The organism is Massilia cavernae, from assembly GCF_003590855.1.
GTDB lineage: Bacteria > Pseudomonadota > Gammaproteobacteria > Burkholderiales > Burkholderiaceae_D > Telluria_A > Telluria_A cavernae.
In genome coordinates this window covers 1-25,842 of record NZ_QYUP01000065.1, presented here as the reverse complement: position 1 = coordinate 25,842, position 25,842 = coordinate 1, and the positions used below count along the sequence as shown (strand labels likewise).

The window sequence follows — 25,842 nt, the reverse complement described above, 5'->3', positions numbered from 1 at the left end:
TACCGCACGATAGCGCCCCGAAATCGCACGATTCGCGTGCGAAATCGAACGAAAATCGCACGAGATCGGCCGAAAACAGTCCGACTTCTTACGATTGAATGCGGTAAATGTTCTCTAAACGTTAAACACTCTCATGCACCATATCGTTTAGATCCGGACCGAAATCGTGCGTTTTCGGATTGAAATCGTGAAAAAGCGGATGCAATTCGCCTGATCTCGCGCACTTTTCGTGCGGTTCCGTGCGAATTCGTGTGATTCCGTGCTGTCGACGCAAAGGTTCGACATGCCGCTCTTGGCCAGCTACGGTCGACAGGTAATTGCCCCTACCTGGAAGCCAGCGTCAGCCCAAGCATGGGTCGCGACAACTGAACTTGAGCGTGCATCGCTCTTTTCCACCGCATGTTCTATTCCGCAGGTGGCCCGGCCTGAAGCTTCCTCACCACGGCGATCACTGTATTGCGGATGGTCTTCAGCACTGCGTCCGCCTTGAACGGTTTCACGATAAACCCATGCACGCCCCGCCCCAGTGACGCCTGCACAGTCTGCGCATCCAATGTCCCCGATACCAAGAAGATCAAGGTCTTGGGCATGGTGGCGCGGATCTGCTCCACCACATTGCTGCCGTCCTCCACCTGCTGCAGCGCGATGCAGATGATGTGGGGCGCGTGCTTCTGCAGCAGCGCGTATCCCTGCGCGCTTGTATGCGTCTGCCCGACAACGTTGTAGCCGCCATCGGTCAGCACGGTGTTGAGCAGGCCGCGCGAAATCGCGTTCGAGTCGACAATGACCGCCTTCAGCATCTCTTTATTATCCTTGTTATCAAAACGTCTCGTACGCCAGCATATTCCAGCTGACGCCAAGACGCACGTCCAGCTTGAGCTCCACCAGCTGGCGCGACAGATACAGCGTATCGCGCTCCGCGCGCAGGCGTTCGCCGATCGGCGTCTTGAGGATGCCCGCGCCGGCCATCACGGCATCCAGGTTGCCGTAGGCGTTGAGCAGCTTGGCCGCCGTTTTCATACCCACCTTGGACACGCCCGGCACACCGTCGGTCACATCGCCCATCAGCGCCAGCAGGTCGACCAGCAGCTCGGGCGCCACGCCGAACTTGTTGCGCACCCATGCGTCGTCGTGCCACTCGCCCTTGAAGTGGTCCCACACCAGCGCACCGTGCGCGATCAGGCCGTGCAGGTCCTTGTCGGTGGTGGCGATGATGGCATCGCCCCTGCCTTCGTTCAGCCAGCGCATCACGCCGGTGCCGATCACGTCGTCCGCCTCGACCTCGGGGATCATCACGGCATGCACGCCGGCCTTGGCTAGCTTGTCGTGGAAGCCGGGCAGCGCTTCGCGCAGGTACGAAGGCATGGGCGCGCGGTGCTCGCGGTAGCGCGGGTACAGCGCGTGGCGCCAGGTGCTGCCGCCGTAGTCGAACGCCGCCAGCACGTGCGTCGGCTCATGCGCGTGCAGCAGATTGCGGAATGACGACAGCGCGTGGCGCAGCGCGATGTCGGCCTTTTCCTGCGAATCCGGCTCGGGACTGGCTTCATAGACGCGCCTGACGATGTTCAGGCCGTCGATGGCAAGCAGCTTACCCATCGCGTTTACTTCCCGATCTGGTACGGACCGCCGCGGACCAAAGCGCGCTGGTAGGCAGGACGCGCGTGGATGCGTTCCAGGAATGCAGCCAGCTTCGGATAGCGCCCGTCCATGCCGCCGCGCGAGGCGGCAGCTTCGATCACGAAACTGAGCTGGATGTCGGCGGCGGAAAATTCATCGCCCGCGAACCAGGCGCTCTTGCCCAGCTCCGACTCGAGGAGGTCGAGGTTGCGTTCGATGTTCGGCATGATGAAGTCCTTCTTTACCTTGCGCGCGATGCCGCGTGCAATCGGCTTCACGAAAAACGGCATCGGCGCGGTTTCGATGCGGTCGAACACAAGCTTCATCAGCAGCGGCGGCATCGCCGAACCTTCCGCGAAGTGCAGGCAGAAGGTGTAGCGCAGGCGGTCGTTCGACCCGGCCGGCGGCACGAAGCGCTCGCCTCCCGGCTTGGCGGTCAGGTATTCGACAATCGCGCCCGATTCGGCGACCACGGTATCGCCGTCGGAAATCACCGGCGACTTCCCGAGCGGGTGCACGGCCTTCAGTTCGGGCGGCGCCAGCATCGTCTTCGGATCGCGCTGGTACTTCTTCAGCTCATACTCCAGCCCCATTTCCTCCAGCAGCCAGAGGATGCGCTGCGAGCGCGAGTTGTTCAGGTGGTGGACGATGATCATGTGCTTGGCCGGTTTGGAAAACGCCGCTAGCTTAGCATTGTTGCAGTGTTCCGGCGACTGAGGCCTATCGGGAAAGCGCGGCCGGCACACCGCTATCGCGAGCGTACGGTAGCGAACGGAAGCGACTTCCGTTTTCTCCTATGCTCGTTTTCATGTCACTTATACGCATCGGTATTTCGGGCTGGCGCTACGAGCCCTGGCGTGGGGACTTCTATCCGGAGGACCTGCCCCACGACCGCGAACTTGAGTATGCATCGCGGGTAGTGCCGAGCATTGAGCTCAACGGCTCGTTCTATTCCCTGCAGCGTCCCGAAAGCTACTCAGCCTGGTACGACGCGACGCCCCCGGGCTTCGTGTTCAGCATGAAGGGCAACCGCTTCATCACGCACATCCGCCGACTCAAGGATATCGACGGCCCGCTGGCCAATGTGTTCGCGTCGGGCGTGTTCAACCTGCGCGAAAAGCTCGGCCCCTTCCTGTGGCAGTTCCCGCCCAATTTCAAGTTCGATCCCGTGCGGATGGAACACTTCCTCAGCATGCTCCCGCACGACACCGGCGAAGGGCTGCAACTGGCCCGCAAGTACGAACCGCGCATGGAAGGCAAGGTCGCGCTCGACGTCGACGCGAAGCGCCAGATGCGCCATGCCATCGAGATCCGCCACGAGAGCTTCAAGGACGAAGCTTTCATCGCGCTGCTGCGCAAGTACGACGTGGCGGTCGTCGTGGCTGACACCGCCGGCAAGTGGCCCCTGATCGAGGACGTGACGAGCGACTTCATGTACCTGCGCCTGCATGGCGAGAAGGAGCTCTACGCAAGCGGCTACACGGAAGAAGCGCTGGACCGCTGGGCGGCGCGCGTCAAGGCATGGACCAGGGGTTCCGAGCCCGGCGATGCGCACGTGGTTTCGCCGAAGGCGCCGCGCAAGCGCGCGGGCCGCGACGTGTTCTGCTACTTCGACAACGACATCAAGGTGCGTGCGCCGTACGACGCGCGCAGGTTAATGGAAAAGCTGAGCGTGAGGCCGAGCAGATATCAGGCGTAACGCTTTTACCCAAACATAAGAGAAACTGGTCATGGTCACATTAATGCTATTCATCCTGGGCTCGATTGCATGCGTCATCATCTGGGAAATGAAGTTCCGGAACCCGACCCCCACCTACCGCAGCCGCAGCTTCCAGGGCAAGGGATGGCGCCATGCCTTCCCTGACGCTTCCAAGTCCGATGTGCGCGAATTCCTGACGGCGTTCGTGTCGTCGTTCGCTTTCCGCGAGACCGAACAGCTGGACCTGAGTCCGACCGATACGCTCACGGCTGCGTACCGCAAGCTGCGCCCGAGCCGCACTTGGCCGGATGCAGCCGAAACCGAAGCGCTGGCACGCGACATGCGCCGCCAGATTGGTGTGGAGCTCGACACCAATTGGACCCATGGGATGACGCTTGGAACGGTGTTCGGGCAGGCGCTGCAGAACAAGAAGGAATCGCCAGCGGTCCGGCGCGAACTCACTGGCGGCTAGGCAGCCGATACGCGTAGTGCCGGTGCGCGCGCAACGTCTCAGGATTTGTGGATCTTGATGACGCGCTTGCCGTCTTCGGCCGCGGGAGCGGGTTCGTCGTCGGCGCAGGTCTTGCAGGTGTCGCAGCCGCTTCCGCAGCTGGGGTCCGTATTCATGATGCGGCCGAGGGCGGACTCGCTGCCGCCCAGCCGATACGACAGATGCTTGCGCCAGCTCGCCGGAATGAAGCCGCGGACCGCGAAAAAGGCAGATACCGCAACGATCAGGCCGACGATGGCGTATTCAAGCACCTCAGCCTCCCAGCGCCAGCGCGACGCGGTAGGTGATGAAGGAGGCCACGTAGGCCAGCGCGAACATGTAGCCCGCCATGATCAGCGGATAGCGGATGCTGTTGGTTTCGCGCTTGACCACCGACAGCGTGGACAGGCACTGCGGCGCAAACACGTACCAGGCCAGCAGCGACAGCGCGGTGGCCAGGCTCCACGATTGCGCGATCAGCGGCGTCAGCGTGTTGGCCAGTTCATCTCCGCTCTGCGACAGCGCATACACCGTGCCCAGTGCGCCAACCGCCACTTCGCGCGCGGCCATGCCCGGCACCAGCGCGATGCAGATCTGCCAGCCGAAGCCGATCGGCTCGAAGATTACCGCCAGCGCGCGGCCCATCATGCCGGCCACGCTGTAGTAGATAGGCGGCTGGGTCGCGCCTTCCGGTGCGCCCGGGAAGGTGGACAGGAACCAGATCAGGATCATCAGCGTCAGGATCAGCGTGCCGACGCGGGTCAGGAAGGTCTTGGCGCGTTCCCACAGGCCGATCGCCAGGTTCTGCATGTGCGGCCAGTGGTAGCTTGGCAGTTCCAGCATCAGCGGCTGCTTGCCGGCGCCGCCCATGATGCGCTTGAAGATCCAGGCCACGCCCATCGCGCCGACGATGCCGGCGAAGTACAGCGCGAACAGCACCAGTCCCTGCAGGTTCATGAAGCCGCCCACTTCGCGGTTGGGGATGAAGGCGGCGATGACCAGCGCGTACACCGGCAGGCGCGCCGAGCATGTCATCAGCGGCGCGATCATGATCGTCACCAGGCGGTCGCGCGGATTCTGGATGGTGCGAGCGGCCATCACGCCGGGGATGGCGCAGGCAAAGCTGGACAGCAGCGGGATGAAGGCGCGGCCTGACAGGCCGACCCCGCCCATCATGCGGTCGAGCAGGAAGGCGGCGCGCGGCAGGTAGCCGCAGTCTTCCAGCACCAAAATGAAGAAGAACAAAATCAGGATCTGCGGCAGGAACACCAGCACGCTGCCGACGCCACCGAGGATGCCCTCGACCAGCAGGCTGCGCAGCGGGCCTTCCGACATGGTGCCCGAGACCATCGCGCCCAGCGCGTCGACGCCGCCGGTGATCATTTCCATCGGCACCGCGGCCCAGCTGAACACGGCCTGGAACACCAGGAACATGACGACGGCCAGGATCGCAGGGCCAACGACCGGGTGCAGCACCACGTTGTCGATCTGTTCGGTAAGGTTGCCGCGGTCGTTGGCGTAGCTGACGCTGGCGTCCAGGATACGGCGCACTTCGCGCTGGGTTTCCTCGACCGATACCGCGTCGATGGCCGACAGCGGGTTGGCGGTGGCGCGCACGTCCTGCGGCATGCGGTCGAGCGCGGCCAGCAGTTCCTTCTCGCCGCCGGCGTGTACCGCGACGGTTTCGACGACCGGGATGCCGAGCTCTTTTTCCAGTACGGCGGCGTCGATGGCAATGCCGCGCTTCTTCGCGACGTCCACCATGTTCAGCGCCAGCACCACCGGCAGGCCGAGGCGCTTGATTTCGAGGACCAGGCGCAGGTTGAGGCGCAGGTTGATGGCGCTGACGACGCAGACGATGGCGTCGGGCGCACGTTCGCCTGCGCGCAGGCCGGCGACGACGTCGCGCGTGATCGCTTCATCGGGCGTGGTGGCCGACAGGCTGTAGGCGCCCGGCAGGTCGAGCACGCGGAAGGCGCGGCCGGCCGGCGAGGTAAAGCTGCCTTCCTTGCGTTCGATGGTGACGCCGGCGTAGTTGGCGACCTTCTGGCGCGCGCCGGTAAGACGGTTGAACAATGCGGTCTTGCCGCAGTTTGGATTTCCCAGCAGGGCGATCAGCGGCGTGCGGACCGCGGCCTGCACCTGCGAATCTACAGCTCCCATGTATTACTCCGGCTGGATCGAGATCAGTGCCGCTTCGAAGCGGCGCAGTGCGAACGTGGATTCGCCGACCCGGACCGCCAGCGGGTCGCCGCCCGGCAGACCGCGCTTGAGCATGCGGATGCGCTCGCCCGGCACGAAGCCCAGTTCCATCAGGCGGCGCGACATGTCGACGGCAGCCTCGCCCTGGCGGCTTTCGGCCGGCGCCAGGTGGATCACGGTGGCACTCTGGCCCGCCGCAAGGGCGTCGAGTGTAATCAGGGTTGGGGCAAGGGTCATGTCGCTTCTTTCAGGTTGCGGCCAGCTCGGCCTTTATGCACCCCTACATCATAATCCTAAATGCGAATTATTACTATTTGCGACTTGTCTACACTTAAAAAAACAGCCCATCTTCGATCCGCCGGCGACAAAAACGCTTGCATGGCGCGCTGAAATGGCGCAGAATCTGAACCGTAATGATAATGATTCGCATTAGAGAAAACGGCAACCTTGTCGAGTTCTCAACCATTTAGGGTGCTTTAATGATCGTTTGTGTCTGCAACAACATCTCCGACCGCGAAATCCGCCAGGCTGTCGACCTCGGTCTGTCGACCATGGCGGAACTGCGTGAAGACCTTGGCGTCGCCACCTGCTGCGGCAAGTGCGCCAGTTGCGCCAAGCAAGTGCTGCGCGAGCACATCAAAAGCAAGACCACGGTCACCGAGCTGTCGTTCCGCTCGATCCAGGAAGCGTGATCCGACGGTGAGCACGCTGGCCTTTTCCCATGCCGCCGGTCGCGCGTTCGCGCTACCGCAGCGGGCATTCGGGAGAATCGGGCCGGTAGCCGGCGTCGCCGCTGCCCACCTGCTGTTGTTTTATGCCGCGTCCAGCGGCTTGTTGTCCCGGGTTGTCGAAGCGGCAATGCCGGAACCGGTGCTGGTGACTTTTGTCGCGGCGCCCGAACCTCCCCCACCTCCCAAGCCACCCGCCATGCCGAAAACAGTCGCGCTGGCGCAACGGCTGGTGATGCCGGTTGTTCCCCTGGTGCGGATTGCACCGCTGGAAAACGCCATTTCATTGCCGCAGCAGGCTGCGCCAGCAATTGCTGAGGCGGTTCCTGTTCCTGCGGCTGTGTCAGCCCCGCCTGCGCCGGTGCAGGCCGCCGTGCCCAAGACTATTTCCTCAGGTGTCGAGTATATCGAGCCGCCGCAGCCTGTTTATCCGCCGCTGTCGAAGCGGCTGGGGGAGCAGGGGAAGGTAGTGTTGAAGGTGCTCGTCAATGAGAAAGGCTTGGCCGAGCAGGTGACGGTACAGGGCTCATCGGGGTTCCCGCGGCTGGATGAAGCCGGCCGCCAGGCGGCGAAGCGGGCCTTGTTCAAGCCGCACCTGGAAGATGGGCGGGCGGTGGCGGTGTTTGTGATTGTTCCCTTGAATTTCCAGCTCGGGTAAGAGCGCCCGCTTCCTACCTACTCTTCATGTGATTCCTTGCCGGCTCATCGGTTTGAAAGATGACGCGCGCGCGCCACACAAGACCGTATCAGTTTGCTATGATGGTGGCATTCCTGCCACTTTCGAAAGCATCCCATGAAGGGCGATAAGAACATCATCCGTTTGCTCAACGCACAGCTCACCAATGAGCTGACCGCCGTTAATCAGTATTTCCTGCACGCGCGCATGTACCGCCATTGGGGGCTGCAGAAGCTCGGCAAGAAGGAGTACGACGAGTCGATTGGCGAGATGAAGCATGCGGACAAGCTGATCGACCGTATCCTGTTGCTCGAGGGCCTGCCTAACCTGCAGGCGCTGCACAAGCTGCTGATCGGCGAGTCGACCCAGGAAATGCTGGAATGCGACCTGAAGCTGGAGAAGGCGGCCCACGTCACCGTCAAGGAAGCTATCGCGGCCTGCGAACTGGCTGCGGACTATGTGTCGCGCGACCTGTTCCTGGCCATCATGGAAGATACGGAAGAACACATCGAGTGGCTGGAAACGCAGCTGGACCTGATCGTCAAGATCGGTATCCAGAACTACCTGCAAAGCCAGATGTCGACCGAAGAGTGATTCAGGCGGCGCGCCAGTGCGCCACCCACCTGTCGTAGAAGTCCATATCCCGCGGCACCGCGCCCGGGATTGCGCAGATCGCGCCGGCGAATTCGTTGGCGCGCGCAAGCGTCTGCGCCAACGGCCAGCCGCGCGAACGTCCCAGCAAAAAGATCGCCGAGAACGCGTCGCCCGCTCCCGCCGTGTCGATCACGAAGGGCGGCGTGGGATTGTCGCGGTTGGCGATCAGGTTGCCATCCCTGCCGAAGTACACCGAGCCGCGGTGGCCCAGCGTGACCAGCAGCGCTTCGAGCCGGTGCCGTTCGACCAGCGCCGCGCAGCCCGCCCGCACCGCATCGGCGTCCGAAGGCGACGGGGCGCCGGCGCCCAGACTCCAGCCGAACAGCAGCTGCAGTTCATCTTCATTGACCTTGACGATATCGGCCGCCTCCAGCGAACGCATGACGATGGTTTCGTCGTACTGGCCGGGCCGCAGGTTGAGGTCGAGGAAGCGCATGGCGGTGGAGGCGCCCAGTAGCGAGAACAGCGCTTCGCGCGAGCGCTCGCCGCGCTGCGCCAGCGCGCCGAAATAAACGGCAGTGGGCTCGACCTCGCGTACCGAGGCCAGCACCGCGTCGACGGCGATGAAGTCATAGGCCTGGCGCGGCTGGATCGCGAAGCGGTGGCCGTCGGCGCTGCGGTGCACGATGACGCGCCCGGTTTCTTCCATGCCGTCGGCCTGCAGGCCGCGCTCGGACATCGCAAAGCGTTCGAATTCGGCGCGCACCAGCGCCCCGTTGCGGTCGTCGCCGATGCGGGTGACCATCAGCTGCGGCGCCATGAAGGCGGCCAGGTGGCGCGCCACGTTGAACGGCGCGCCGCCCACGATTTGCTCGTGGGCGAAATCGTCGACCAATGCCTCGCCGAAGACGACTGTCGTCATGGATAGCCCAGATTACTGCTGCGGTACCGTGTCGCGGAACGACGCGCGCTCGGAGAGCTTGTCGAACAGGCGCGCCAGGTTGGGGTAGTCGCCGCGCCAGCCGATGTCGGGGAAGCGGAACGACAGCCAGCCCAGGGTGCAGCCGACGGCAACGTCGGCCAGCGTGTAGTGGGTGCCCATGCAGAAGGCCGAGTCGCCCAGGTCGGCCGACATGACCTCGAGGCCCGCGGCCACCTTGGCCATCTGGCGCTCGACCCAGGCCTCGCTTTGCTGGTCCTTCGAGCGCAGCGTGCGCTCGAGGCGCACCAGCACGGCGGCATCGAGCACGCCGTCTGCCAGCGCCTCCCACACCTTGACGTCGGCGCGGTCGCGGCCATTGGGCGGCAGCAGCTTGCAGACGGGGGTGAGGGTGTCGAGGTATTCGGCGATGACGCGCGAATCGAACATCGGGCTGCCGTCTTCCATGATCAGGCACGGCACCTTGCCCAGCGGGTTGGACTGGTGAATGCGGGTTTCCGGGCTCCAGACGTTTTCAAGCTCGTAGGCGTAGTCGAGCTTTTTTTCCGCCAGCACGACGCGCACCTTGCGAACGTACGGACTGGCAAGCGAACCGATCAGTTTCATGGATAATTTTATGTAGATGAATAGCTAACAGTATAGCACCGTGGCCCGCGACGCCTGTGGCGCGCGGGTGGTAAAATCGCGGTTTGTCGCATCGCACCTCATTTTCAATCAACGCCCTCTCCCATGACCTCTACTGCTCCCTACTCCACGCTGTCGGCCCTGTCCCCGCTCGACGGCCGCTACGCCGCCAAGACCGACAAGCTGCGCCCGATCCTGTCCGAAGCCGGCTTCATGCACCACCGCGTGAAGGTTGAAATCGCGTGGCTGCAGGCGCTGTCGCAGGCCGGCTTCGCCGAGATCAAGCCGTTCTCCGCCGACGCGATCGCAAGGCTGGACAAGATGGCTGCGGACTTCAACGAGTCGCACGCCGCGCGCATCAAGGAAATCGAAGCGGTCACCAACCACGACGTGAAGGCGGTCGAGTACTGGCTCAAGGAGCAGGTTGCCGACGTGCCCGAACTGGTGGCGGCGACGGAGTTCATCCACTTCGCCTGCACCTCGGAAGACATCAACAACACCTCGCACGGCATGATGCTGAAGGCCGCGCGCGACGGCGTGATGCTGCCCGCGCTGGAAAACATCATCGCCAAGCTGACCCAGATCGCGCACGCGAATGCAGCGGTGCCGATGCTGTCGCGCACCCACGGCCAGACCGCAAGCCCGACCACGCTGGGCAAGGAAATGGCCAACGTCGTCGCGCGCCTGCAACGCGCCGCGCGCCGCATCGCCAGCGTCGAGATCCTGGCCAAGATGAACGGCGCGGTCGGCAACTACAACGCGCACCTGGCCGCCTACCCTGGCTTCGACTGGGCGTCGTTCTCGAAGGACGTGATCGAGCAGCGCCTCGGCCTGACCTTCAACCCGTACACCATCCAGATCGAGCCGCACGACTACATGGCCGAACTGTTCGACGCGATCGCGCGCGCCAACACCATCCTGCTCGATTTGAACCGCGACATCTGGACCTATATCTCGCTGGGCTACTTCAAGCAGATCACCAAGGCCGGCGAAATCGGTTCGTCGACCATGCCGCACAAGGTCAACCCGATCGACTTCGAGAACTCGGAAGGCAACCTGGGACTGGCGAACGCGGTGCTGCGCCACATGGCCGAGAAGCTGCCGGTGTCGCGCATGCAGCGCGACCTGACCGATTCGACGGTGCTGCGCAATATCGGCGTGGGCTTCGGCTACACGCTGCTGGCCTACGACAGCTGCCTGCGCGGCCTGAACAAGCTGGAAGTGAACCATGCGCGCCTGGAGCAGGACCTGGACGCGAACTGGGAAGTGCTGGCCGAGCCGGTGCAGACGGTGATGCGCCGTTACGGCATCGAGAATCCGTACGAGCAGCTGAAGGAACTCACCCGCGGCAAAGGCATCTCGAAGGACGCGCTGCGCGAGTTCATCCTGACGCTGGCGATTCCGCAGGAAGCCAGGGAGCTGCTGCTGGCCATGACGCCGGCGAATTACATCGGTATCGCGGAGAAGCTGGCTGGCGAGATCTAATCAGCTGCCAGGACGGCGGATGCGCGGCCTCGGCGGCAGCCCGCGTTATCCGCCCTACGCCGAAATTAAGAGCAGGCCGTAGGGCGGATAAGCGGAAGCGCATCCGCCGAATTAAAATTCAAATCCCCCAAACCAGCCTTACCGCCACCGACCGCGCCAATTCCGTGCACGACTCAACCGGCCCGTACTCCCCGAGCGAACCATTCAGGTTCTGCCCCGCCAGCGACAGCTCCATGTCCGGGTTGATCCGCCATCCCAAACGCGCATCGACCGCCGTGTATCCCGGCACCGACGGATTTTCCAGCGCCCCCACCTTGCGCACCGCGATCTCAAGCTCCCTGCCCGGCGCGAAAGCGTAGCTGGACCTGAGCTGCGCCGTGTGCGACGGGTCCTTGCCCGCCGTTCCCGGCCCGGCGCGGTCATTGCTGCCCGGCTTGAGCGACATCGTCTGGTGCAGTCCGGTCATGCCCGCGCTGATGCGCCATGACGGCGCAAGCTGGTAGCTGCCCCACATCTCGATCCCGTTCGCCCTCCCCTCCATCAAGTTGTCGAAGACGACGAAGGTGCGGCCCGGGTCGACCTCCTGCGTGCACAGGTGGCCGTAGTCGTTGTGGAATACCGTGGCGGAGTACGACAGGCCAGGCAGCGGCTGGCCGCGGTAGCCCAGTTCAAACACCTTGGCCACTTCGGACACCACCCGCGGCCCGCCGCGCAGGAGATGGGGCGGGCGCCCCGACACCCAGGCGCAGGTCGTCGCGCAGGCTGGTCTCGTCCTGGGCAAACAGGCTGGCCCATTGCTGGCTGGTGTGCGCGGGCAGGAAGGCGATGATGTCGCTGTTGGTCACCCGGTCCCACGAGTAGCGGAAGTTCGCGCCCCACACCAGTTCGTGCATGCCGAGCCGGCGCAGCGAGTGCTGGAACTGGAGGTCGGCGATGTCGAGCGTTTCGGATTAGCTGGGCGGTACTGTGCGCTCGGTGTGGTCTACGTAGGCTTGCACACTGATGCTGCTGCCGTCGGCCAGCTTGCGGTTCCAGTTCCCGGTGACGCTGACGCCTGCGGTTTCGACGTCGCCGAGCTGCAGGGTCGTCCCCGACACGGCGATCGCGCCCGGCGCCGGCTGTCCTGCCTTGCCCTTGTACGCGTGGGCGTGCACGCGGGCGGGGAGACGGGGGTGATCTGGAAATTTGCCAGTTCCTCGATCGACAAGTCCGCGATGTCGGGCAGGTTCCGCACGTCCGCCGCGGCGGGCAAGACCATTATCAGTGAGGCCACCGGCGCCAGCCAGGCGCTGTATTTCCGGGTCAATGCTTGGTGCGGACGATCCATTCTCTACCTTTTTCGTGCGGGACACGTGTTTCCCATTATCAACCAGAAACGCCACCGCTCGGATGCGTTTTACAATTACTGCAACTATTTCGGCATGGCTGTGTTCGTCGTGGTAGTGTGATGACCCGGAAATCCCGGCCCAAACGTGAAATCTTTTTGTCTGGTATATTCGTCCTAATGCGTACTATCAACTCCGCCCGTTACACCTACACGGCCATGGCCATCCACTGGATGGTCGCGCTGCTGATCGTGTGCGCCTTCACGCTGGGGCTGGTCATGACCGACATTCCCGGCCTGACGCCCACCAAGCTGCGCTACTTCTCCTGGCACAAGTGGCTCGGCGTTACGGTGCTGCTGCTGGCGGTGCTGCGCGTACTGTGGCGCCTTTTCCATCCGACTCCGCCGTATCCGCCGACCATGAAGCCGTGGGAAAAACTGGCCGCCAACTCGCTGCACGGCCTGCTGTACGTGCTGATCTTCGCGGTGCCGCTGTCGGGCTATTTCTACAGCCTGGCTTCGGGCGTCAAGGTGGTCTACCTGGGCCTGGTCGAACTGCCCGCGCTGATCGGGCCGGATCCCGAACTCAAGCCCGTGCTCAAGGCCGTGCATTACTGGCTTAACATGCTGCTGGCCGGGTGCGTCGGAATCCACGTGGCCGCCGCACTGAAACACCAGTTCATCGACCGTGACGGCGTGCTGCGCCGCATGCTTCCCTGAACCCCATCCTTCCAACAGGAGCATCCATGAAACCTATCCGAGGCAGCCTGCTCGCGGCATTGATGGCGGTGACGCTGGCCGCAAGCGCCTTCCCGCTCAAGACCGACGTGGCAACGAGTGCGATTTCCGCCACCTTCACGCAGATGAGCGTGCCGGTCGAGGCGAAGTTCCGCAAATTCAATGCGCAGGTCGATTACGACGCCGCCAAACCCGAGCTGGCCAAAGCCAGCGTCGACATCGACACCGCCAGCCTCGACCTGGGCGACGCCGACATGAACAAGGAAGTAGCCAAGAAAGACTGGTTCAACGCCGCGCAGTTCCCGAAGGCGAGCTTCGTTTCGTCGGGCATCAAGGCGGCCGGCGCGGGCAAGCTGAACGTCACCGGCAAGCTCACCATCAAGGGCAGGTCGGCGGTGGTGAACTTCCCGCTGTCGGTCAAGTCCGATGGCGGCAAGCAAGTGTTTGAAGGGGCGCTGCCGATCAAACGGCTGGCGTTCAATATCGGCGAAGGCGAGTGGAAAGACACGAGCATGGTCGCCGACGAAGTTGTCATCCGTTTCCGCGTCGCTGCCGGACAGTAATTTTTATTATTCACAAGGGAAACTCCACATGCAATTCAAGCACCTCGTCGTCGCACTCGCCACCGCTGGCGCGGCCAGCATCGCCTTCGCTGCAGACACCTACAACATCGACCCGGGCCACACCTACCCGAGCTTCGAAGCCGACCACATGGGCATCTCCGTCCTGCGCGGCAAGTTCAACAAGACCACCGGCACCGTCGTGCTCGACCGTGCCGCGAAAACCGGCTCGATGAACATCGTCATCGACGCCGACTCGCTCGATTTCGGCCACGACAAACTGAACAGCCACGCCAAGGGCGCGGACATGTTCGACGTCGCCAAGTTCCCGACCGCCACCTACGTCGGCAAGTCGATCAAGTTCGACGGCGACACCCCGGTATCGGTCGATGGTGAGCTAACCCTGCACGGCGTGACCAAGCCGCTGACCCTGACCATCAACAAGTTCAAGTGCATCCAGCACGCGATGCTCAAACGCGAAGTATGCGGCGCCGATACGTCGGCTGAGTTCAAGCGCACCGATTTCGGCATTGACTACGCGATCGCACGCGGTTTCGCGCCGGAAGTGAAGCTACAGATCGAGGTTGAAGCCATCAAGGCTGACGCAGCCAAGTAACTCCGTTGGCCCAAGATCGGGGACAGACCACCATCCTACGAGATCGTGGTCTGTCCCCGATCTTACTTGCCCGGCAACGGCAGCACCGGACCGCGCCGCCGCCATGGCAGCCCCGGCCGAGCGTTTCGACGTCGGCTCGATGTTGGTCGAGCGCCACGGCCAGCGCGGCCGTCCGCTGGTGCTGATTCCCGGCCTCGGCAGCGGACCGTGGGCATGGAAGGACACGGTGCGCGAATACAGCGGCGACTACACGGTATACGTGGTCACCCTGCCCGGCTTCGACGGCCGCCCGGCAGTGGCCGGCGCCGGCTTCGACAGCGCGCGCGATGCCTTGAAGCAGCTGATCGCCACCCGCAAGATCGACAAGCCGGTGCTGATCGGACACAGCATGGGCGGCGCGCTGGCGCTTGCGGTTGCCGCGCAGCTGCTTGACCAGGTCGGCGGCGTGGTCGCCGTCGACGGCCTGCCGATCTTCCCGACCATGGAAAACCTGCCGCGCGAGCAGCGTTCGATGATGGCCCAGATCGCCGCGCTGAATGCACCCGCCTTCGCAGCCCAGCAGGCCCAGACCGGCATCACGCCCCAGGCCAAAGCCGCCTACTACACGTCGTTGATGGCAGGCACCGCCAAACTGGAAGTCGTGCCGGTCGAAGGCGCGCGCCACTTCGTGATGTTCGACCAGCCGCGCCAGGTCAGCGACGCGATCGGCCGCTTCCTCAAGGTGCTGTAAACGTCAAGAAGCCCCCACTTCCTTGCGGAAGCGGGGCTGTTTCAATTTACCGCAAGGCCGGTTTAGCGGCCGTCTTGGTCGAAGTCGCCAGGCATGGCGCGCTCGATCTTGTCCCACGCTGCACGGGTAGCCGACTTGGCCTGCTGCCAGTTCAGGCGCGATTTGCCTTTGACGCGGTCCCACTCGCTCGACATGTCGTTTTCGTAGGTGTTGAAATCACCCGAATAACGGCCGCGGCTGTTGTAGCCCAGCTCGTAAGCCGGACCGTAGTCGTCATAGGTGTAGCCCGGGGTGTAGTACGGCGCGGTCTGGTACGCGCTGCGCCAGTAAGCCGACTCTTCCTCGGGATTGACCAGGCGCCCGGCTGCCTTGCCTGCCATGCCGCCAGCGAGCGCACCGGCCACGGCGCCTGCCGCCGCACCGACCGGGCCGCCCATCGCGCCTGCTGCCGCGCCCATGGCCGCACCGCTGCCTGCACCAACGCCCTTGGCGAAGTGGTGCTCGTGCAGTTCGTCGCCCGCTTCCGGATTGACGACTTCGGCAACGCCCTTGCCCGCCAGGCCGCCGGCGACGCCGCCGATGGCTGCGCCGGCTGCAATGCCGACCGGGCCGGCTGCTGCGCCGATACCGGCGCCAGCGCCCAGGCCGGTGCCGATGATGTGCTCACCCTTATGTTCGGTCCATTTGCGCTGGATATGGGCCGCATCCTCGTCCGAACGCGGGGTCACGCCCATCACGATGCCGCCGCTCTTGATGCCTTCTTCGTAGTGCTTGACGCGCTCTTCCGGAATGCCGGCGCCGATCAGTGCGCCAACCAGGCCGCCTGCAATACCGCCGGCGCCTGCGCCGGCCAGTGCCGCTGCGATCGGGCCTGCAACGACCAGGCCAATGCCTGGCAGTACCAGGGTGGTGCCAACGGCCGCGACGCCGGCCAGGACCGCGCCGATGGTGCCGCCAATGCCGGCGCCAACGCCTGCACCTTCGGCAGCTTTGCTGCCCAGTTCGGTTTCTGTGTCTTCAGCGGCAAAATGGGTCTTGCGTGCTTTATCGGACATGACCAGGTTGACGTCATCCGTGGTATAGCCGCGTTCCGAAAGGGAGGTGTAAGCCCGCTCGGCGCTGTCGCGATCGCGGAAGAGACCGGTGACCATGCGCTTGTTCTCATTCGTCGTATCGTACTTGCTCATATCAAAATCTCCTTGAATGTTCAATGTGCGGGGCTCGCATACAAAGCTAGAATAAATTGCCAGGGCCTGAAACTTTACGGCCCGGCAGGACCCGACTCTGTACGTTGACGCACCCTCATTCCGACTTTCCAAATGGCACTGGTAATCCACTGCCGGGATGCCTCGCTACGTACGTTGCCGCACCGACCGGGCGTTATCTAATGACTATTCTTTTGCGTACGGTCAGCAAGTCAGGGGACCAGGGGTATGTTCTTCAACTAAAGGAGGTTCGATATGTTATTCATCATCTGGATCATCGTCGGCGGCGTACTGGGTTGGCTGGCAAGCATGGTCATGAAAACGGACGCAGAACAAGGCATGATTTTGAATGTGGTCGTCGGGATCATCGGTGCCTTCCTGGGCGGCTGGCTGCTCTCTCCGCTGTTTGGAACCGGAACCATCAATTCAGACGACTTCAGCGTTACCTCACTACTGGTCTCCTTCCTCGGTGCAGTTATCCTGCTGGCTATCGTCAACCTGCTGCGTCGCGGCAAGGTACGTTAGTTTTGGCGCACGCCCACCAACCAACGCCCCCGCGCGTTGGTTTTTTTACGCCCGCATCCCGGAATGACGCGCAAAATGGTTCTAACCGCATTGATCAGCGGCCTGGTCACGCTGCTTGCGGTGTTCGTCACCTTCAAGCTCCTGCCCAGCGAGAAGGAGATCGAACGCCAGCTGCAACGCCAGTACAGCACCGGCGATCCCCAGTTCAGGCGCTCCATGGGCGTACTGCTCGGCCCGCCACCCCGCGCCGGCGTCAAGGTCCATGAAAACCGCCCGTGGACCGAAAAACTGCACGGCGAATTCGCCGCCATCTTCGGTTCCCAGTTATAAGGAAGAATGCGCGTTCCTCTGAAGAAAAGCTGTATATATAGACATATGTACAGTGAAAAATATGGTTGACTAATATTTGGACGATACGGATACTCTAGGGCGCTCATAGAGCCCAGTCCATTTCCGCATACCATAAGAGACGAAACGCGAATGAAAAAAATCCTTCTCCCGCTGGCCCTGCTGTCTACCGTCGCCCAGGCTGACGAAGGCATGTGGATGCCCCAGCAGCTGCCACAAGTAGCGAAGCAACTGAAAGCAGCCGGCCTCAAGCTCGACCCTGCTACCCTGACCAAGCTGACCGAATTCCCGATGGGCGCCATCGTGAGCCTGGGCGGTTGCTCGGCCTCGTTCGTCTCGCCGCAGGGCCTGGTTGCGACCAACCACCACTGCGTATACAACAGCGTCGCCGTCAACTCGACCCCTGAGCGCGACCTGCTGGCCAACGGCTTCCTGGCCAAGAGCTTTGCGGAAGAACTGCCGGCATCGCCAGGCAGCCGCATCTTCGTCACCAAGGAAGTGACCAACGTCAGCAACAAGATCATCACCCCCGACACCGCGAAACTGGCCGGCAAAGCCCGCGTCGACGCGATGGAAAAGAACATGAAGTCCATGGTTGCCGAGTGCGAAAAAGACGCCGGCCACCGCTGCAACGTGGCCAGCTACTACGGCGGCCTCGAGTTCTACCTGATCAAGCAACTGGAAATCCGCGACGTGCGCCTGGTGCACGCGCCACCTTCGGGCGTGGGCAAGTTCGGCGGCGACACCGACAACTGGATGTGGCCGCGCCACACCGGCGACTACGGTTTCTACCGCGGCTACGTCAGCAAGGACGGCAAGGCTGCCGACTTCTCGAAAGACAACGTGCCTTACGTGCCGCAGCACCACCTGAAGATCGCCAAGGACGGCGTGAAGGAAGGCGACTTCATCATGGTCCTGGGCTACCCGGGCCGCACCAACCGTCACCGCCTGCCGTCGGAAGTGGCGTTCACCTTCGACTGGAACTACCCGTCCTTCGTGCAGGCATCGCAAGAGACCCTGGCGATCATCGAGCGCGAGACCAAGACCGATCCTGACGCCAAGCTCAAGTACGCAGGCCAGGTCGCCAACGTCAACAACTACTACAAGAACCGCAAAGGTATGCTGACCAGCTACCAGGGCAGCGATTTCCTCACGCGCAAGAGCAAGGAACACGCGAACCTGAAGGCATGGATCAACGCAAACGCTGCACGCAAGGCCGAATTCGGCGCGGACATCGAAACGGTTGAGCAGCTGATCGCCCAGCGCGACGCGGAAACCAAGCGCGACTTCTTCCTGAGCTCGTCGTCGCCGCGCCTGCTGCGTTCAGCACGCGACCTGTACCGCCTGTCGATGGAAAACACCAAGCCGAACGCCGACCGCAAGGCCGGCTACCAGGAACGCGACCTGCCGCGCTTCCAGGCCGGCGTTGCCGCTGTCGACCGCACCTACTCCGAAAAAGTCGACAAGGCACTGGTCCTGAACAGCCTGGTCAAGTACGCCGCGCAGCCGAAGGCACAGCGCAGCGCCAACTTCGACGCCGCCATGGGCATCACCGACGGCATGACCGAAGCGCAACTGAAAGCCAATCTGGACACGATGTACGCAGGCTCGCAGCTGGCCGACAAGGCAGCGCGCACCGCATGGCTGGACAAGAAGCCTGAAGACTTCAAGGCAAGCAACGATTCCTTCATCAAGGCAGCGGTCGCGATGTACGAGCAGGGCCTGAAGAGCGAAGCGGAAGACGAAGAACTCGCCGGCAAGATCCAGCAAGCCTACGCGAACTACATGAAGGCAAAGATCGCCTACATGACCAGCAAGGGCCAGGCAGTGTATCCGGATGCAAACAGCACGCTGCGCGCCACCTTCGGTAAAGTTGCTGGCCGCGCACACGGCGCAGACGGCACCGGCTCCTGGACCGCGTTCACCACCGTCAAGGGCGTGGTAGCGAAGGCAACCGGCGAAGGCGAGTTCAACGCGCCTGCAGCCCAGCTGGAAGCGATCAAGAACAAGGACTTCGGCAAATATGTCGATCCTAAGCTCAAGACCGTTCCTGTGAACTACCTGGCGACGCTCGACATCACCGGCGGCAACTCCGGTTCGGCGGCACTGAACAGCAAGGGCGAGTTCATCGGCCTGGCGTTCGACGGCACGCTCGATTCGATCATCTCCGACTGGGACTTCAACAAGGAAAACACCCGCGACATCCAGGTCGATGTACGTTACATGCTGTGGAACATGAAGCATGTCGACAAGGCGGACAACCTGCTGAAAGAAATGAACGTCGAGTAATTCACGTTTGGAAGGGCATCGAAGCTGCCCTCAAAGAAAAGCCACGCTGCCGCAAGGTGCGTGGCTTTTTTTGCATCCAGTACCGTTCAACCTCGCGCGCCGTGGAAGTAGCATGCACGCGGATGCGCCGAATTGTTTGCAAACCGCAGACCTGTAAAAAAAAGGACTCAACCGAGTCCCTTTTCATTATCAGCGCTCACATCACGCGGTGTGATTCAGCTTCGAATTGCGTATCCCGTAAAGGAAGTAAGTTGCCACCGCCACCGCCATCCAGATCGCAAACGTGGTGAACGTGGTCTTCGACAGGTCCTTGATGATGTACAGGCAGGCGAACACCGACATCCCCGGGATCAGGTAAGGCCCGAACGGCACGCGGAAGCCCTTCTCGATCGGATTGCCGCCATCGCGCTTGCGCATCACCGGCACCGAGATCGACACCACCATGAACGCCGTCAGCGTCCCCATGCTGACCATGTCCCACAGGAAGGTGGAATCCACCAGGCCCGCCACCAGCCCCACCACGACGCAGACGATGACCGTGTTGCTGACCGGCGCCGCGGTGCGCGGGTTGATCTTCTGGAAGGTGCGCGGAATCAGGCCGTCGCGGCTGATCGCGTACAGGATGCGCGTCTGCCCGTAGATCGTCACCAGGGTCACGCTGAACACCGAAATCACCGCGCCGGCGGACAGCACCAGCGCCGGCCACGCCTCGCCGGTCACGTTCTGCAGGATCACCGACAGGCCGGCTTCCTGGTGCGCGAACATGTGCGCAGGCTGCGCGCCGATCGCCGCCAGCGCCACCAGCAGGTAGAACACGGTGACGATGCCCAGCGCCGCCAGGATGCCGATCGGGACGATACGCTTCGGATCCTTTACCTCTTCACCCGCGGTAGCCACCGTATCGAGGCCGATAAACGAGAAGAACACCGTGCCCGCCGCCGCCGTCACGCCGGCCATGCCGCCGAAGCCCTTGCTGTTGTCGGTATTGAAGAACGGCGTGAAGTTATTGGCGTCGAAACCGGTGAACGCGATCACCACGAAGAACACCAGGATCGCCAGCTTCACCAGCACCATCGCGGCGTTGGTGGCGGCAGATTCCCTGGTGCCGCGCACCAGCAGGAAGCCGCACATGATCACCAGCAGGATAGGCGGCAGGTTGATGTGGCCCGGGTTGAACTCCGCTCCGTTCGGCCCCGACACGATCATCGGCGTTCGCAGCATCTCGGGTATCTGCAGCCCGAACGCGTTCTCGAGGAAGTTGTTGAGGTAGGCCGACCAGCCGATCGCCGTGGCGCTGCCGGCCAGGCCATATTCGAGCAGCAGGCAGGCGGCCATGATGAAGGCCGCAAACTCACCGACGGAAGCATAGGCGAAGGAATACGACGATCCCGAGCCCGGGATCTTGAATGCCAGTTCGGCGTAGCACAGTGCGGTCAGGCCGGCGGTGATCGCCGCGATCAGGAAAGACAGGATCACCGACGGCCCGGCTTTAGGCACCGCTTCGACCATCGTGAAGAAAATGCCGGTGCCGATGGTGGCGCCGACGCCGATCATCGTCAACGGGAACAAACCCATCGTCTGCGCCAAGCCGCCGGCTTCGGCCTTCCGGTCTACCAGCTTGGTACGCAACAGCTTCTGGCCCAAAGTTTGATTCACGTCGTGTCCCTTTACGCGCTGAAAAAAATTCTAGCGATTATAGGGGCATATCCACCTTACCAATACACATCTTTTTGCCTGGCGAACCGCTCGAAAATTTTAAGATGTATTCTATATGCCGCTTTTGGTAGAATAGCGGCCGTCGACGCCAACCGGCGTCCAGCTTTTGTCCAATCCAGAGGAATATCACATGATTTCAGCTGCTTCCCGCCCCTACATCGACGCCAGCGTTCCCGTCCTGCGCGAGCATGGCCTTGCCATCACCACCACCTTCTACCGCAACATGTTCGCGGAGTTCCCTGAGCTGACCAACCTGTTCAACATGGGTAACCAGGCCAGCGGCGCGCAGCAGCAATCGCTGGCGTCGGCCGTCTTCGCCTACGCCGCCAACATCGGCAACCCAGGCGCGCTGGGCCCAGTCGTGAACCGCATCGTCCACAAGCACGTATCGGTCGGCATCCACGCCGAGCACTACCCGATCGTCGGCCGCCACCTGCTGGGCGCGATCGCCGAAACGCTGGGCGACGCTGCCACGCCGCCGCTGCTGGCTGCATGGGACGAAGCCTACAACTCGCTGGCCGCGCTGCTGATCCAGGCCGAGAAGGACCTGTACGCCGGCGCCGGCGTCGAACCCGGCCAGACGCGCCCGATGCGCGTCACCAGCGTCGTGCGCGAAAGCGGCGACGTGATGTCGGTGCGGATGGAGCCGGCCGACGGCGCCCCGGTCCAGACCTTCAAGCCTGGCCAGTACGTCAGCGTCGGCGTCGACCTGTCCGAGGGCTACCGCCAGATGCGCCAGTACAGCCTGTCGGATGCGGCCGACGGCGCCAGCCTGCGTATTTCGGTCAAGCGCGAAAGCGGCGCCGAGGCGGCACAAGCCGGCCAGGTGTCGAACTGGATCCACGAGAATGTGAAGGAAGGCAGCGTGCTGCAGGTGTCGCACCCGTTCGGCGACTTCACGCCGGACACCGAATCGAACGATCCGGTTGTGCTGTTGTCCGCCGGCGTTGGTATCACGCCGATGATCGCCGCGCTCAAACGCATCGCCAAGGTCAACCCGAAGCGCTATGTCATCTTCGGCTATGCCGCGCGCGATGCGGCGCACCATCCGCACCAGGCCGACCTGGCGGCCGCGCGTTCGGCGATGCCGAACCTGCAGGTCGTGACCTTCTATGAAAACCTGGGCGACAGCGCCGACGCCCAGGGCGGCCGTATGGAAGTGGCGAAGCTGCCGTCGTGGCCGCGCACCGAGACCAATGTCTACATGTGCGGCCCGCTGGCCTTCATGCAGGCACAGTGGCTTGGACTGGTTGGTGCAGGCGTGCCGGTGACGCGCCTGCACCGCGAGGTGTTCGGGCCTGACATGCTCGACCACCTGCTGTAAGGCGAACAACGGCGGCCGCGATGGCCGCCTTTTTTTTTAGTTCAGGACGTCGACGCGCTTGCCGCTGACGTTGCGCTGGCTTGGGTTGCCATGCACGGTGATGCGTCCCGAGCCGTTGCCGTAGGCGACCAGCGACTGCTTCACGAACGCCGAGATATCGCCCGAGCCGTTGGTGGACAGGTCGGCGCGCTGGGCGGTCAGGCGCGCGAGATGGACGTCGCCCGAGCCGCTGACGCTCGCGTTCAGCGCCTGCACTTCGCCGCTCGCCTCGATGTCGCCGGAGCCCTTCACATGTGCGTTGAGCTGCTCGCCGCGCACCTGGCCCAGGGTGATGCGGCCGGAGCCGGCCAGCGTGGCGGTGGTGCTCTGGCTGTACAGCCCTGCCGCGTTGACCGCGCCGGAACCGGTGTTGCGCACGTCGAGGTTGCCGACGCGGCCCGACAGCGTCGCCTGGCCCGAGCCCGTCTTCACGAAGGTCAGCGGAGCGCCATTCAGGCCGCTCACGTCCATGCGGCCGGAGCCGGTCGTACGCAGGTGGGTCAGCTGGGGAACGTTGTAGGTGATACGGATCGCGTGGTCGGTGCGCACCTTGCCGTCGATCCAGATGCGCATCGTGTCGCCCGCCACTTCCGAACGGATCATCGGCAGCAGGTTGCTGTCTGCTTCGATCGACAGGCCGGGCGTACCTCCAACACGCACGTCGACATGCATCGGACCGGTCACGTCGAGGCCGGGCAGGCTGGAGACAGGACGCTGTTCGCTGGCCAGGCGGCCGTCGCCTTTCACGCCATCGCTGGAAAATACGGAATGGACCTGGACGTCGTCGTTGGGCGTGACGATGATGGCGCAGCCGGTCAGCGCGGCGAGGCAGGCGAGGGAGACGAGAGTACGCATTTGTCGGACCTTTTTGTTATGGGGTTGGAGGACAGCGCGGGAGCGCCATGATCGAACCTTAACAAGAAAGCCACACTGGCAGAACCGACGTGCGACGAAATGCGAAAAACGGGGGGTGGGCTGTTGAAAGCCCGAGGCCAACGGCTAAACGCGTACGACCATGAGACCGGCGCGCAATCCCGCGCGCACATCCGGGTTCGGAAACACAACCAGTTCCTCCGGATGCTTGACGGTGTACACCGTATCGCCATCGGTAGCGATCACCTGGCCCTGCCCCAGCGCCGTGAAGTTCTGGGTGCTGCGGTCGAAGGTCATGCGGAAATCGTCGGAGAGCTTGATGATCTGCTGCGCCACCTTGAACACATGCGGCTCCTGCTTCGCAGGCCCAATCGCCTCGCCGCGCAGCAGCCCTTCCAGCGCCGCCTTCACATCGTCGAACTGGCTCAGGTCATTCTGCCCCAGCGTCCCGACCCGCCCCAGTTCCACGGTGCTTGCCGCCGCGCCGTGATGCTCGGCCGAATAGTAGCTGTAGGTGCCGGCCGAACTCGGGTTCATGATGATCGCCCCGATGGCCGCCTGCCCCAGCCACTTCACCAGTGCCGCCTTGCCCTCGTCGGCGATCAGGTCGGGCACGATGGCGAAGGTCGGATAGACCGACGGCCGGATCGCCGTGTGCAGGTCGAGGTGCCAGCGCACCGGACCGGCGCCGGCGAAGAACGCTTCGGTGGCGGCGGTCATTGCATCGGCGCGCGCGGCTTCCGCCATGCCGGCGAGGTCGCCGCGCACCGGGCGGAACATGCGGTTCAGGTCAGCATCGATAAAACGCTTGCCTGCCGCGATGGCGTCGACGTTGCCGACGCAGACCATCAGGTCCACGGCCAGCGACTGCGGCGCCTGCGACAGGACATCGAGAACCCAGGCCACCATTTCGATCGGCCCGGTCTCGTCGCCATGAACGCCCACCGACAGCACCACGCTTGCGCGCGGCGCCGCCTGCGGCGACTTGACGGTCAGGATTCCCCTGGCCGGCAAATCAACCGCAAAACCGGCGTCGATAAACCGCTGCGCAACGCCGCCGAAATCAGCCTCGGCGAGCGCGCGCACCGCTTCAGGAAGCGCTGGCGCCTGCATGCCGCTTAAGCCGCAGCCGGGGTTGGCGACACTGCTTCGGACAGCGTCCAGACGTTGAGCATCGCCTGCTCAAGGTCGGCCGGCTCCGCAAAGCCGGTCAGGTGCAGCTCGTCGGCAGCGACATCGACCGCATCCATCGGCGCGGAGCCGCCATGGACGCGTGCCAGCACTTTTGCCAGCACGCGCTGCTGGGTACGGCGCAGGGCCTGGGTTGCGTAGTTGCGCAGCTGCTCTTGCGACTTGCTTTGCGGGGCCAGCTTCAGGCCACGTTCCAGCACGTCGATACCGACGCGGCTGCGCAGCGCCATGCCAACCTGCAGGAACTGGGCCAGCGACAGGCCGGCAGGACGCTCGACCGACACTGCCGCGAACAGGAAGGACGACACCGAGTCGATCGCATCGACCGATTTCCAGGCCTGGGCGAACGACGCCGGCAGCGCTGGATACTGGTCTGCCTCGGCCTGCTCGGGCAGCATGCCCTGCAGCGTTTGCGGCTGTGCGAACAGGTTGGTCAGCTCGGCCATGCCGTGGTCCCTGATGAAGCCGTCGAGCGACAACGCGCCTTCGAGCAGCGCCTTGAACAGCACGCGGGTACGCGCATCGACCTTCATCGATACGGCACGCGGGACGCTCAAAGCGCTTTCGTCAAGCGCGTCGAACACCGGCGCCAGGTGCAGCGCGGCCCATACTTCGCCCCATGCCCGAACGACGTCGGTCTCGTCCACGCCCTGCTCGGCGGCGAGGTCGCGCAGCATCAGCGGACCGCAGCGGTTGACCGACTCGTTGGCCAGCACGGTCGCGAGGATCGTGTTTGCCAGCGGGTGGTCGAGCGGATCGCGGGTAGCGACCAGCTGCGCCGGGAAGTACGGCTTCAGGACGCTGGCAGCCCATGGCAGGCCGGTCAGGTCCAGCGCGGACAGGGTGCGCTTGAAGCGGTTCTTGACGTTTGCCACGACCACCGCCAGTTCAGGCGCGGTCAGGCCAAGGCCGTTGGTCTTGCGGCGCGCCAGTTCGGCGTCGGTAGGCAGCTGTTCGAGTTCACGCGACAGCGCGCCTTCTTGTTCCAGGCTGGTGATCAGCGCAGCATAGCCGTCGACCACGGCAGGATTTGCCTGCGCCTGCACTTCGCGCGTCAGCAGGTGGGTCTGCAGCGTGTTGTCGCGCAGGACCAGGCGCTCGATGTCGCCGGTCATCTCGGTCAGGATGCGGTTACGGTCGGTTTCCGGCAGCTTGCCCGCGTTGACTTCGGTGTCCAGCCAGATCTTGACGTTCACTTCGTGATCGGAGCAATCCACGCCCGCCGAGTTGTCGATCGCATCGGTGAAGATGCGGCCGCCGGCCAGCGCGAATTCGATACGGCCGTTCTGGGTTGCGCCGAGGTTGCCGC

31 protein-coding genes are annotated in these 25,842 nt (G+C 63.4%); 15 read left to right on the top strand and 16 right to left on the bottom strand.

Annotation, left to right across the window (positions count from 1 at the left end):
• Window positions 1–404 precede the first annotated feature (404 nt).
• Genes D3872_RS06090 through D3872_RS06080 form a run of 3 tightly spaced genes read right to left on the bottom strand, consistent with a single transcriptional unit; the run spans window position 405 to window position 2,273 of the window.
• Window positions 405–800 carry an ANTAR domain-containing response regulator gene (locus tag D3872_RS06090; protein ID WP_119809943.1) on the bottom strand — a complete coding sequence of 132 codons (396 nt, stop codon included), beginning with the start codon at window positions 798–800 and terminating at the stop codon, window positions 405–407.
• Window positions 801–819: 19 nt separating this feature from the next.
• Window positions 820–1,596: a 5'-3' exonuclease gene (locus D3872_RS06085; RefSeq protein ID WP_119809942.1), complete on the bottom strand. Its 777-nt coding sequence runs from the start codon at window positions 1,594–1,596 to the stop codon at window positions 820–822.
• A gap of 5 nt (window positions 1,597–1,601) precedes the next feature.
• A complete protein-coding gene (locus D3872_RS06080; protein WP_119809941.1) occupies window positions 1,602–2,273 on the bottom strand; it encodes a glutathione S-transferase family protein in 672 nt (223 codons plus the stop codon).
• A gap of 152 nt (window positions 2,274–2,425) precedes the next feature.
• Here D3872_RS06080 and D3872_RS06075 point away from each other — a divergent pair, with 152 nt between their 5' ends.
• Both D3872_RS06075 and D3872_RS06070 read left to right on the top strand, forming a co-directional pair.
• A complete protein-coding gene (locus D3872_RS06075) occupies window positions 2,426–3,316 on the top strand; it encodes a DUF72 domain-containing protein (RefSeq protein ID WP_119809956.1) in 891 nt (296 codons plus the stop codon).
• 31 nt (window positions 3,317–3,347) lie between these two features.
• The gene (locus D3872_RS06070; protein WP_147373819.1) at window positions 3,348–3,788 is read left to right on the top strand and encodes a hypothetical protein; all 441 of its coding nucleotides are present in this window, start codon (window positions 3,348–3,350) and stop codon (window positions 3,786–3,788) included.
• A 38-nt stretch (window positions 3,789–3,826) separates the two neighbouring features.
• Here the strand turns inward: D3872_RS06070 and D3872_RS06065 are convergent, their stop codons facing one another.
• The 3 genes from D3872_RS06065 to D3872_RS06055 are packed head-to-tail and all read right to left on the bottom strand — an operon-like array spanning window position 3,827 to window position 6,245.
• On the bottom strand, window positions 3,827–4,078 hold the full coding sequence (locus D3872_RS06065; protein ID WP_119809939.1) for a DUF6587 family protein: 252 nt from the start codon (window positions 4,076–4,078) through the stop codon (window positions 3,827–3,829).
• Between the two features lies 1 nt (window position 4,079).
• The gene (gene feoB, locus D3872_RS06060; RefSeq protein ID WP_119809938.1) at window positions 4,080–5,969 is read right to left on the bottom strand and encodes a ferrous iron transporter B; all 1,890 of its coding nucleotides are present in this window, start codon (window positions 5,967–5,969) and stop codon (window positions 4,080–4,082) included.
• Window positions 5,970–5,972: 3 nt separating this feature from the next.
• The gene (locus D3872_RS06055) at window positions 5,973–6,245 is read right to left on the bottom strand and encodes a FeoA family protein (RefSeq protein ID WP_119809937.1); all 273 of its coding nucleotides are present in this window, start codon (window positions 6,243–6,245) and stop codon (window positions 5,973–5,975) included.
• Window positions 6,246–6,487: 242 nt separating this feature from the next.
• On the opposite strand from D3872_RS06055, the gene D3872_RS06050 reads away from it, so the two are divergent.
• The 3 genes from D3872_RS06050 to bfr all read left to right on the top strand — a co-directional run bounded on the left by D3872_RS06050 (window position 6,488) and on the right by bfr (window position 8,006).
• Complete coding sequence (locus D3872_RS06050) at window positions 6,488–6,700, top strand: (2Fe-2S)-binding protein (protein WP_119809936.1); 213 nt, start codon at window positions 6,488–6,490, stop codon at window positions 6,698–6,700.
• Window positions 6,701–6,707: 7 nt separating this feature from the next.
• Window positions 6,708–7,394, top strand: a complete 687-nt coding sequence (locus tag D3872_RS06045; protein ID WP_229459188.1) for an energy transducer TonB — start codon at window positions 6,708–6,710, stop codon at window positions 7,392–7,394.
• Between the two features lie 135 nt (window positions 7,395–7,529).
• A complete protein-coding gene (bfr, locus tag D3872_RS06040) occupies window positions 7,530–8,006 on the top strand; it encodes a bacterioferritin (RefSeq protein ID WP_119809935.1) in 477 nt (158 codons plus the stop codon).
• Window position 8,007: 1 nt separating this feature from the next.
• Here bfr and D3872_RS06035 read toward each other — a convergent pair whose 3' ends face one another.
• Complete coding sequence (locus tag D3872_RS06035; protein WP_119809934.1) at window positions 8,008–8,928, bottom strand: PfkB family carbohydrate kinase; 921 nt, start codon at window positions 8,926–8,928, stop codon at window positions 8,008–8,010.
• Window positions 8,929–8,940: 12 nt separating this feature from the next.
• Window positions 8,941–9,552, bottom strand: a complete 612-nt coding sequence (locus D3872_RS06030) for a glutathione S-transferase C-terminal domain-containing protein (RefSeq protein ID WP_119809933.1) — start codon at window positions 9,550–9,552, stop codon at window positions 8,941–8,943.
• Between the two features lie 123 nt (window positions 9,553–9,675).
• On the opposite strand from D3872_RS06030, the gene purB reads away from it, so the two are divergent.
• Window positions 9,676–11,055, top strand: a complete 1,380-nt coding sequence (gene purB / locus D3872_RS06025; RefSeq protein WP_119809932.1) for an adenylosuccinate lyase — start codon at window positions 9,676–9,678, stop codon at window positions 11,053–11,055.
• A 118-nt stretch (window positions 11,056–11,173) separates the two neighbouring features.
• Here purB and D3872_RS06020 read toward each other — a convergent pair whose 3' ends face one another.
• From D3872_RS06020 to D3872_RS06015, 3 genes are read right to left on the bottom strand one after another with little or no spacing between them, the layout of a single operon-like run.
• Window positions 11,174–11,740, bottom strand: a complete 567-nt coding sequence (locus tag D3872_RS06020; RefSeq protein WP_182915703.1) for a TonB-dependent receptor domain-containing protein — start codon at window positions 11,738–11,740, stop codon at window positions 11,174–11,176.
• Entirely contained in the window at window positions 11,724–11,948 is a 225-nt protein-coding gene (locus tag D3872_RS25590) for a hypothetical protein (RefSeq protein WP_182915702.1), read from the bottom strand. The genes D3872_RS06020 and D3872_RS25590 overlap by 17 nt, the downstream gene beginning before the upstream one ends.
• Window positions 11,949–12,005: 57 nt before the next feature.
• Window positions 12,006–12,209, bottom strand: coding sequence for a hypothetical protein (locus D3872_RS06015; RefSeq protein ID WP_119809930.1), 204 nt, complete (start codon window positions 12,207–12,209; stop codon window positions 12,006–12,008).
• 18 nt (window positions 12,210–12,227) lie between these two features.
• Here D3872_RS06015 and D3872_RS06010 point away from each other — a divergent pair, with 18 nt between their 5' ends.
• The 5 genes from D3872_RS06010 (at window position 12,228) to D3872_RS05990 (ending at window position 15,023) form a co-directional block, all read left to right on the top strand.
• Window positions 12,228–12,503: a hypothetical protein gene (locus tag D3872_RS06010; protein WP_147373818.1), complete on the top strand. Its 276-nt coding sequence runs from the start codon at window positions 12,228–12,230 to the stop codon at window positions 12,501–12,503.
• A gap of 56 nt (window positions 12,504–12,559) precedes the next feature.
• Window positions 12,560–13,099, top strand: a complete 540-nt coding sequence (locus D3872_RS06005; protein WP_119809928.1) for a cytochrome b — start codon at window positions 12,560–12,562, stop codon at window positions 13,097–13,099.
• Between the two features lie 26 nt (window positions 13,100–13,125).
• Complete coding sequence (locus D3872_RS06000; RefSeq protein WP_119809927.1) at window positions 13,126–13,680, top strand: YceI family protein; 555 nt, start codon at window positions 13,126–13,128, stop codon at window positions 13,678–13,680.
• Window positions 13,681–13,708: 28 nt separating this feature from the next.
• Window positions 13,709–14,293 carry a YceI family protein gene (locus D3872_RS05995; protein WP_119809926.1) on the top strand — a complete coding sequence of 195 codons (585 nt, stop codon included), beginning with the start codon at window positions 13,709–13,711 and terminating at the stop codon, window positions 14,291–14,293.
• A 103-nt stretch (window positions 14,294–14,396) separates the two neighbouring features.
• A complete protein-coding gene (locus tag D3872_RS05990; protein ID WP_119809925.1) occupies window positions 14,397–15,023 on the top strand; it encodes an alpha/beta fold hydrolase in 627 nt (208 codons plus the stop codon).
• 62 nt (window positions 15,024–15,085) lie between these two features.
• Here D3872_RS05990 and D3872_RS05985 read toward each other — a convergent pair whose 3' ends face one another.
• On the bottom strand, window positions 15,086–16,210 hold the full coding sequence (locus tag D3872_RS05985; protein WP_119809924.1) for a hypothetical protein: 1,125 nt from the start codon (window positions 16,208–16,210) through the stop codon (window positions 15,086–15,088).
• A gap of 273 nt (window positions 16,211–16,483) precedes the next feature.
• Between D3872_RS05985 and D3872_RS05980 the strand changes: the two genes are divergently transcribed.
• From D3872_RS05980 to D3872_RS05970, 3 genes are all read left to right on the top strand, one after another.
• On the top strand, window positions 16,484–16,753 hold the full coding sequence (locus tag D3872_RS05980) for a GlsB/YeaQ/YmgE family stress response membrane protein (RefSeq protein WP_119809923.1): 270 nt from the start codon (window positions 16,484–16,486) through the stop codon (window positions 16,751–16,753).
• Between the two features lie 63 nt (window positions 16,754–16,816).
• The gene (locus D3872_RS05975; protein WP_147373817.1) at window positions 16,817–17,083 is read left to right on the top strand and encodes a hypothetical protein; all 267 of its coding nucleotides are present in this window, start codon (window positions 16,817–16,819) and stop codon (window positions 17,081–17,083) included.
• Between the two features lie 150 nt (window positions 17,084–17,233).
• Complete coding sequence (locus D3872_RS05970; RefSeq protein WP_119809921.1) at window positions 17,234–19,390, top strand: S46 family peptidase; 2,157 nt, start codon at window positions 17,234–17,236, stop codon at window positions 19,388–19,390.
• A 201-nt stretch (window positions 19,391–19,591) separates the two neighbouring features.
• Here D3872_RS05970 and D3872_RS05965 read toward each other — a convergent pair whose 3' ends face one another.
• A complete protein-coding gene (locus D3872_RS05965) occupies window positions 19,592–21,046 on the bottom strand; it encodes an APC family permease (RefSeq protein ID WP_119809920.1) in 1,455 nt (484 codons plus the stop codon).
• 190 nt (window positions 21,047–21,236) lie between these two features.
• Between D3872_RS05965 and D3872_RS05960 the strand changes: the two genes are divergently transcribed.
• A complete protein-coding gene (locus D3872_RS05960) occupies window positions 21,237–22,430 on the top strand; it encodes a globin domain-containing protein (protein WP_119809919.1) in 1,194 nt (397 codons plus the stop codon).
• 36 nt (window positions 22,431–22,466) lie between these two features.
• Here the strand turns inward: D3872_RS05960 and D3872_RS05955 are convergent, their stop codons facing one another.
• The 3 genes from D3872_RS05955 to D3872_RS05945 form a co-directional block, all read right to left on the bottom strand.
• On the bottom strand, window positions 22,467–23,324 hold the full coding sequence (locus D3872_RS05955) for a GIN domain-containing protein (protein WP_119809918.1): 858 nt from the start codon (window positions 23,322–23,324) through the stop codon (window positions 22,467–22,469).
• Between the two features lie 144 nt (window positions 23,325–23,468).
• Complete coding sequence (locus D3872_RS05950) at window positions 23,469–24,455, bottom strand: succinylglutamate desuccinylase (RefSeq protein ID WP_119809917.1); 987 nt, start codon at window positions 24,453–24,455, stop codon at window positions 23,469–23,471.
• Between the two features lie 5 nt (window positions 24,456–24,460).
• A partial coding sequence (locus tag D3872_RS05945; protein WP_147373816.1) for an NAD-glutamate dehydrogenase domain-containing protein occupies window positions 24,461–25,842 on the bottom strand: 1,382 nt, incomplete at its 5' end.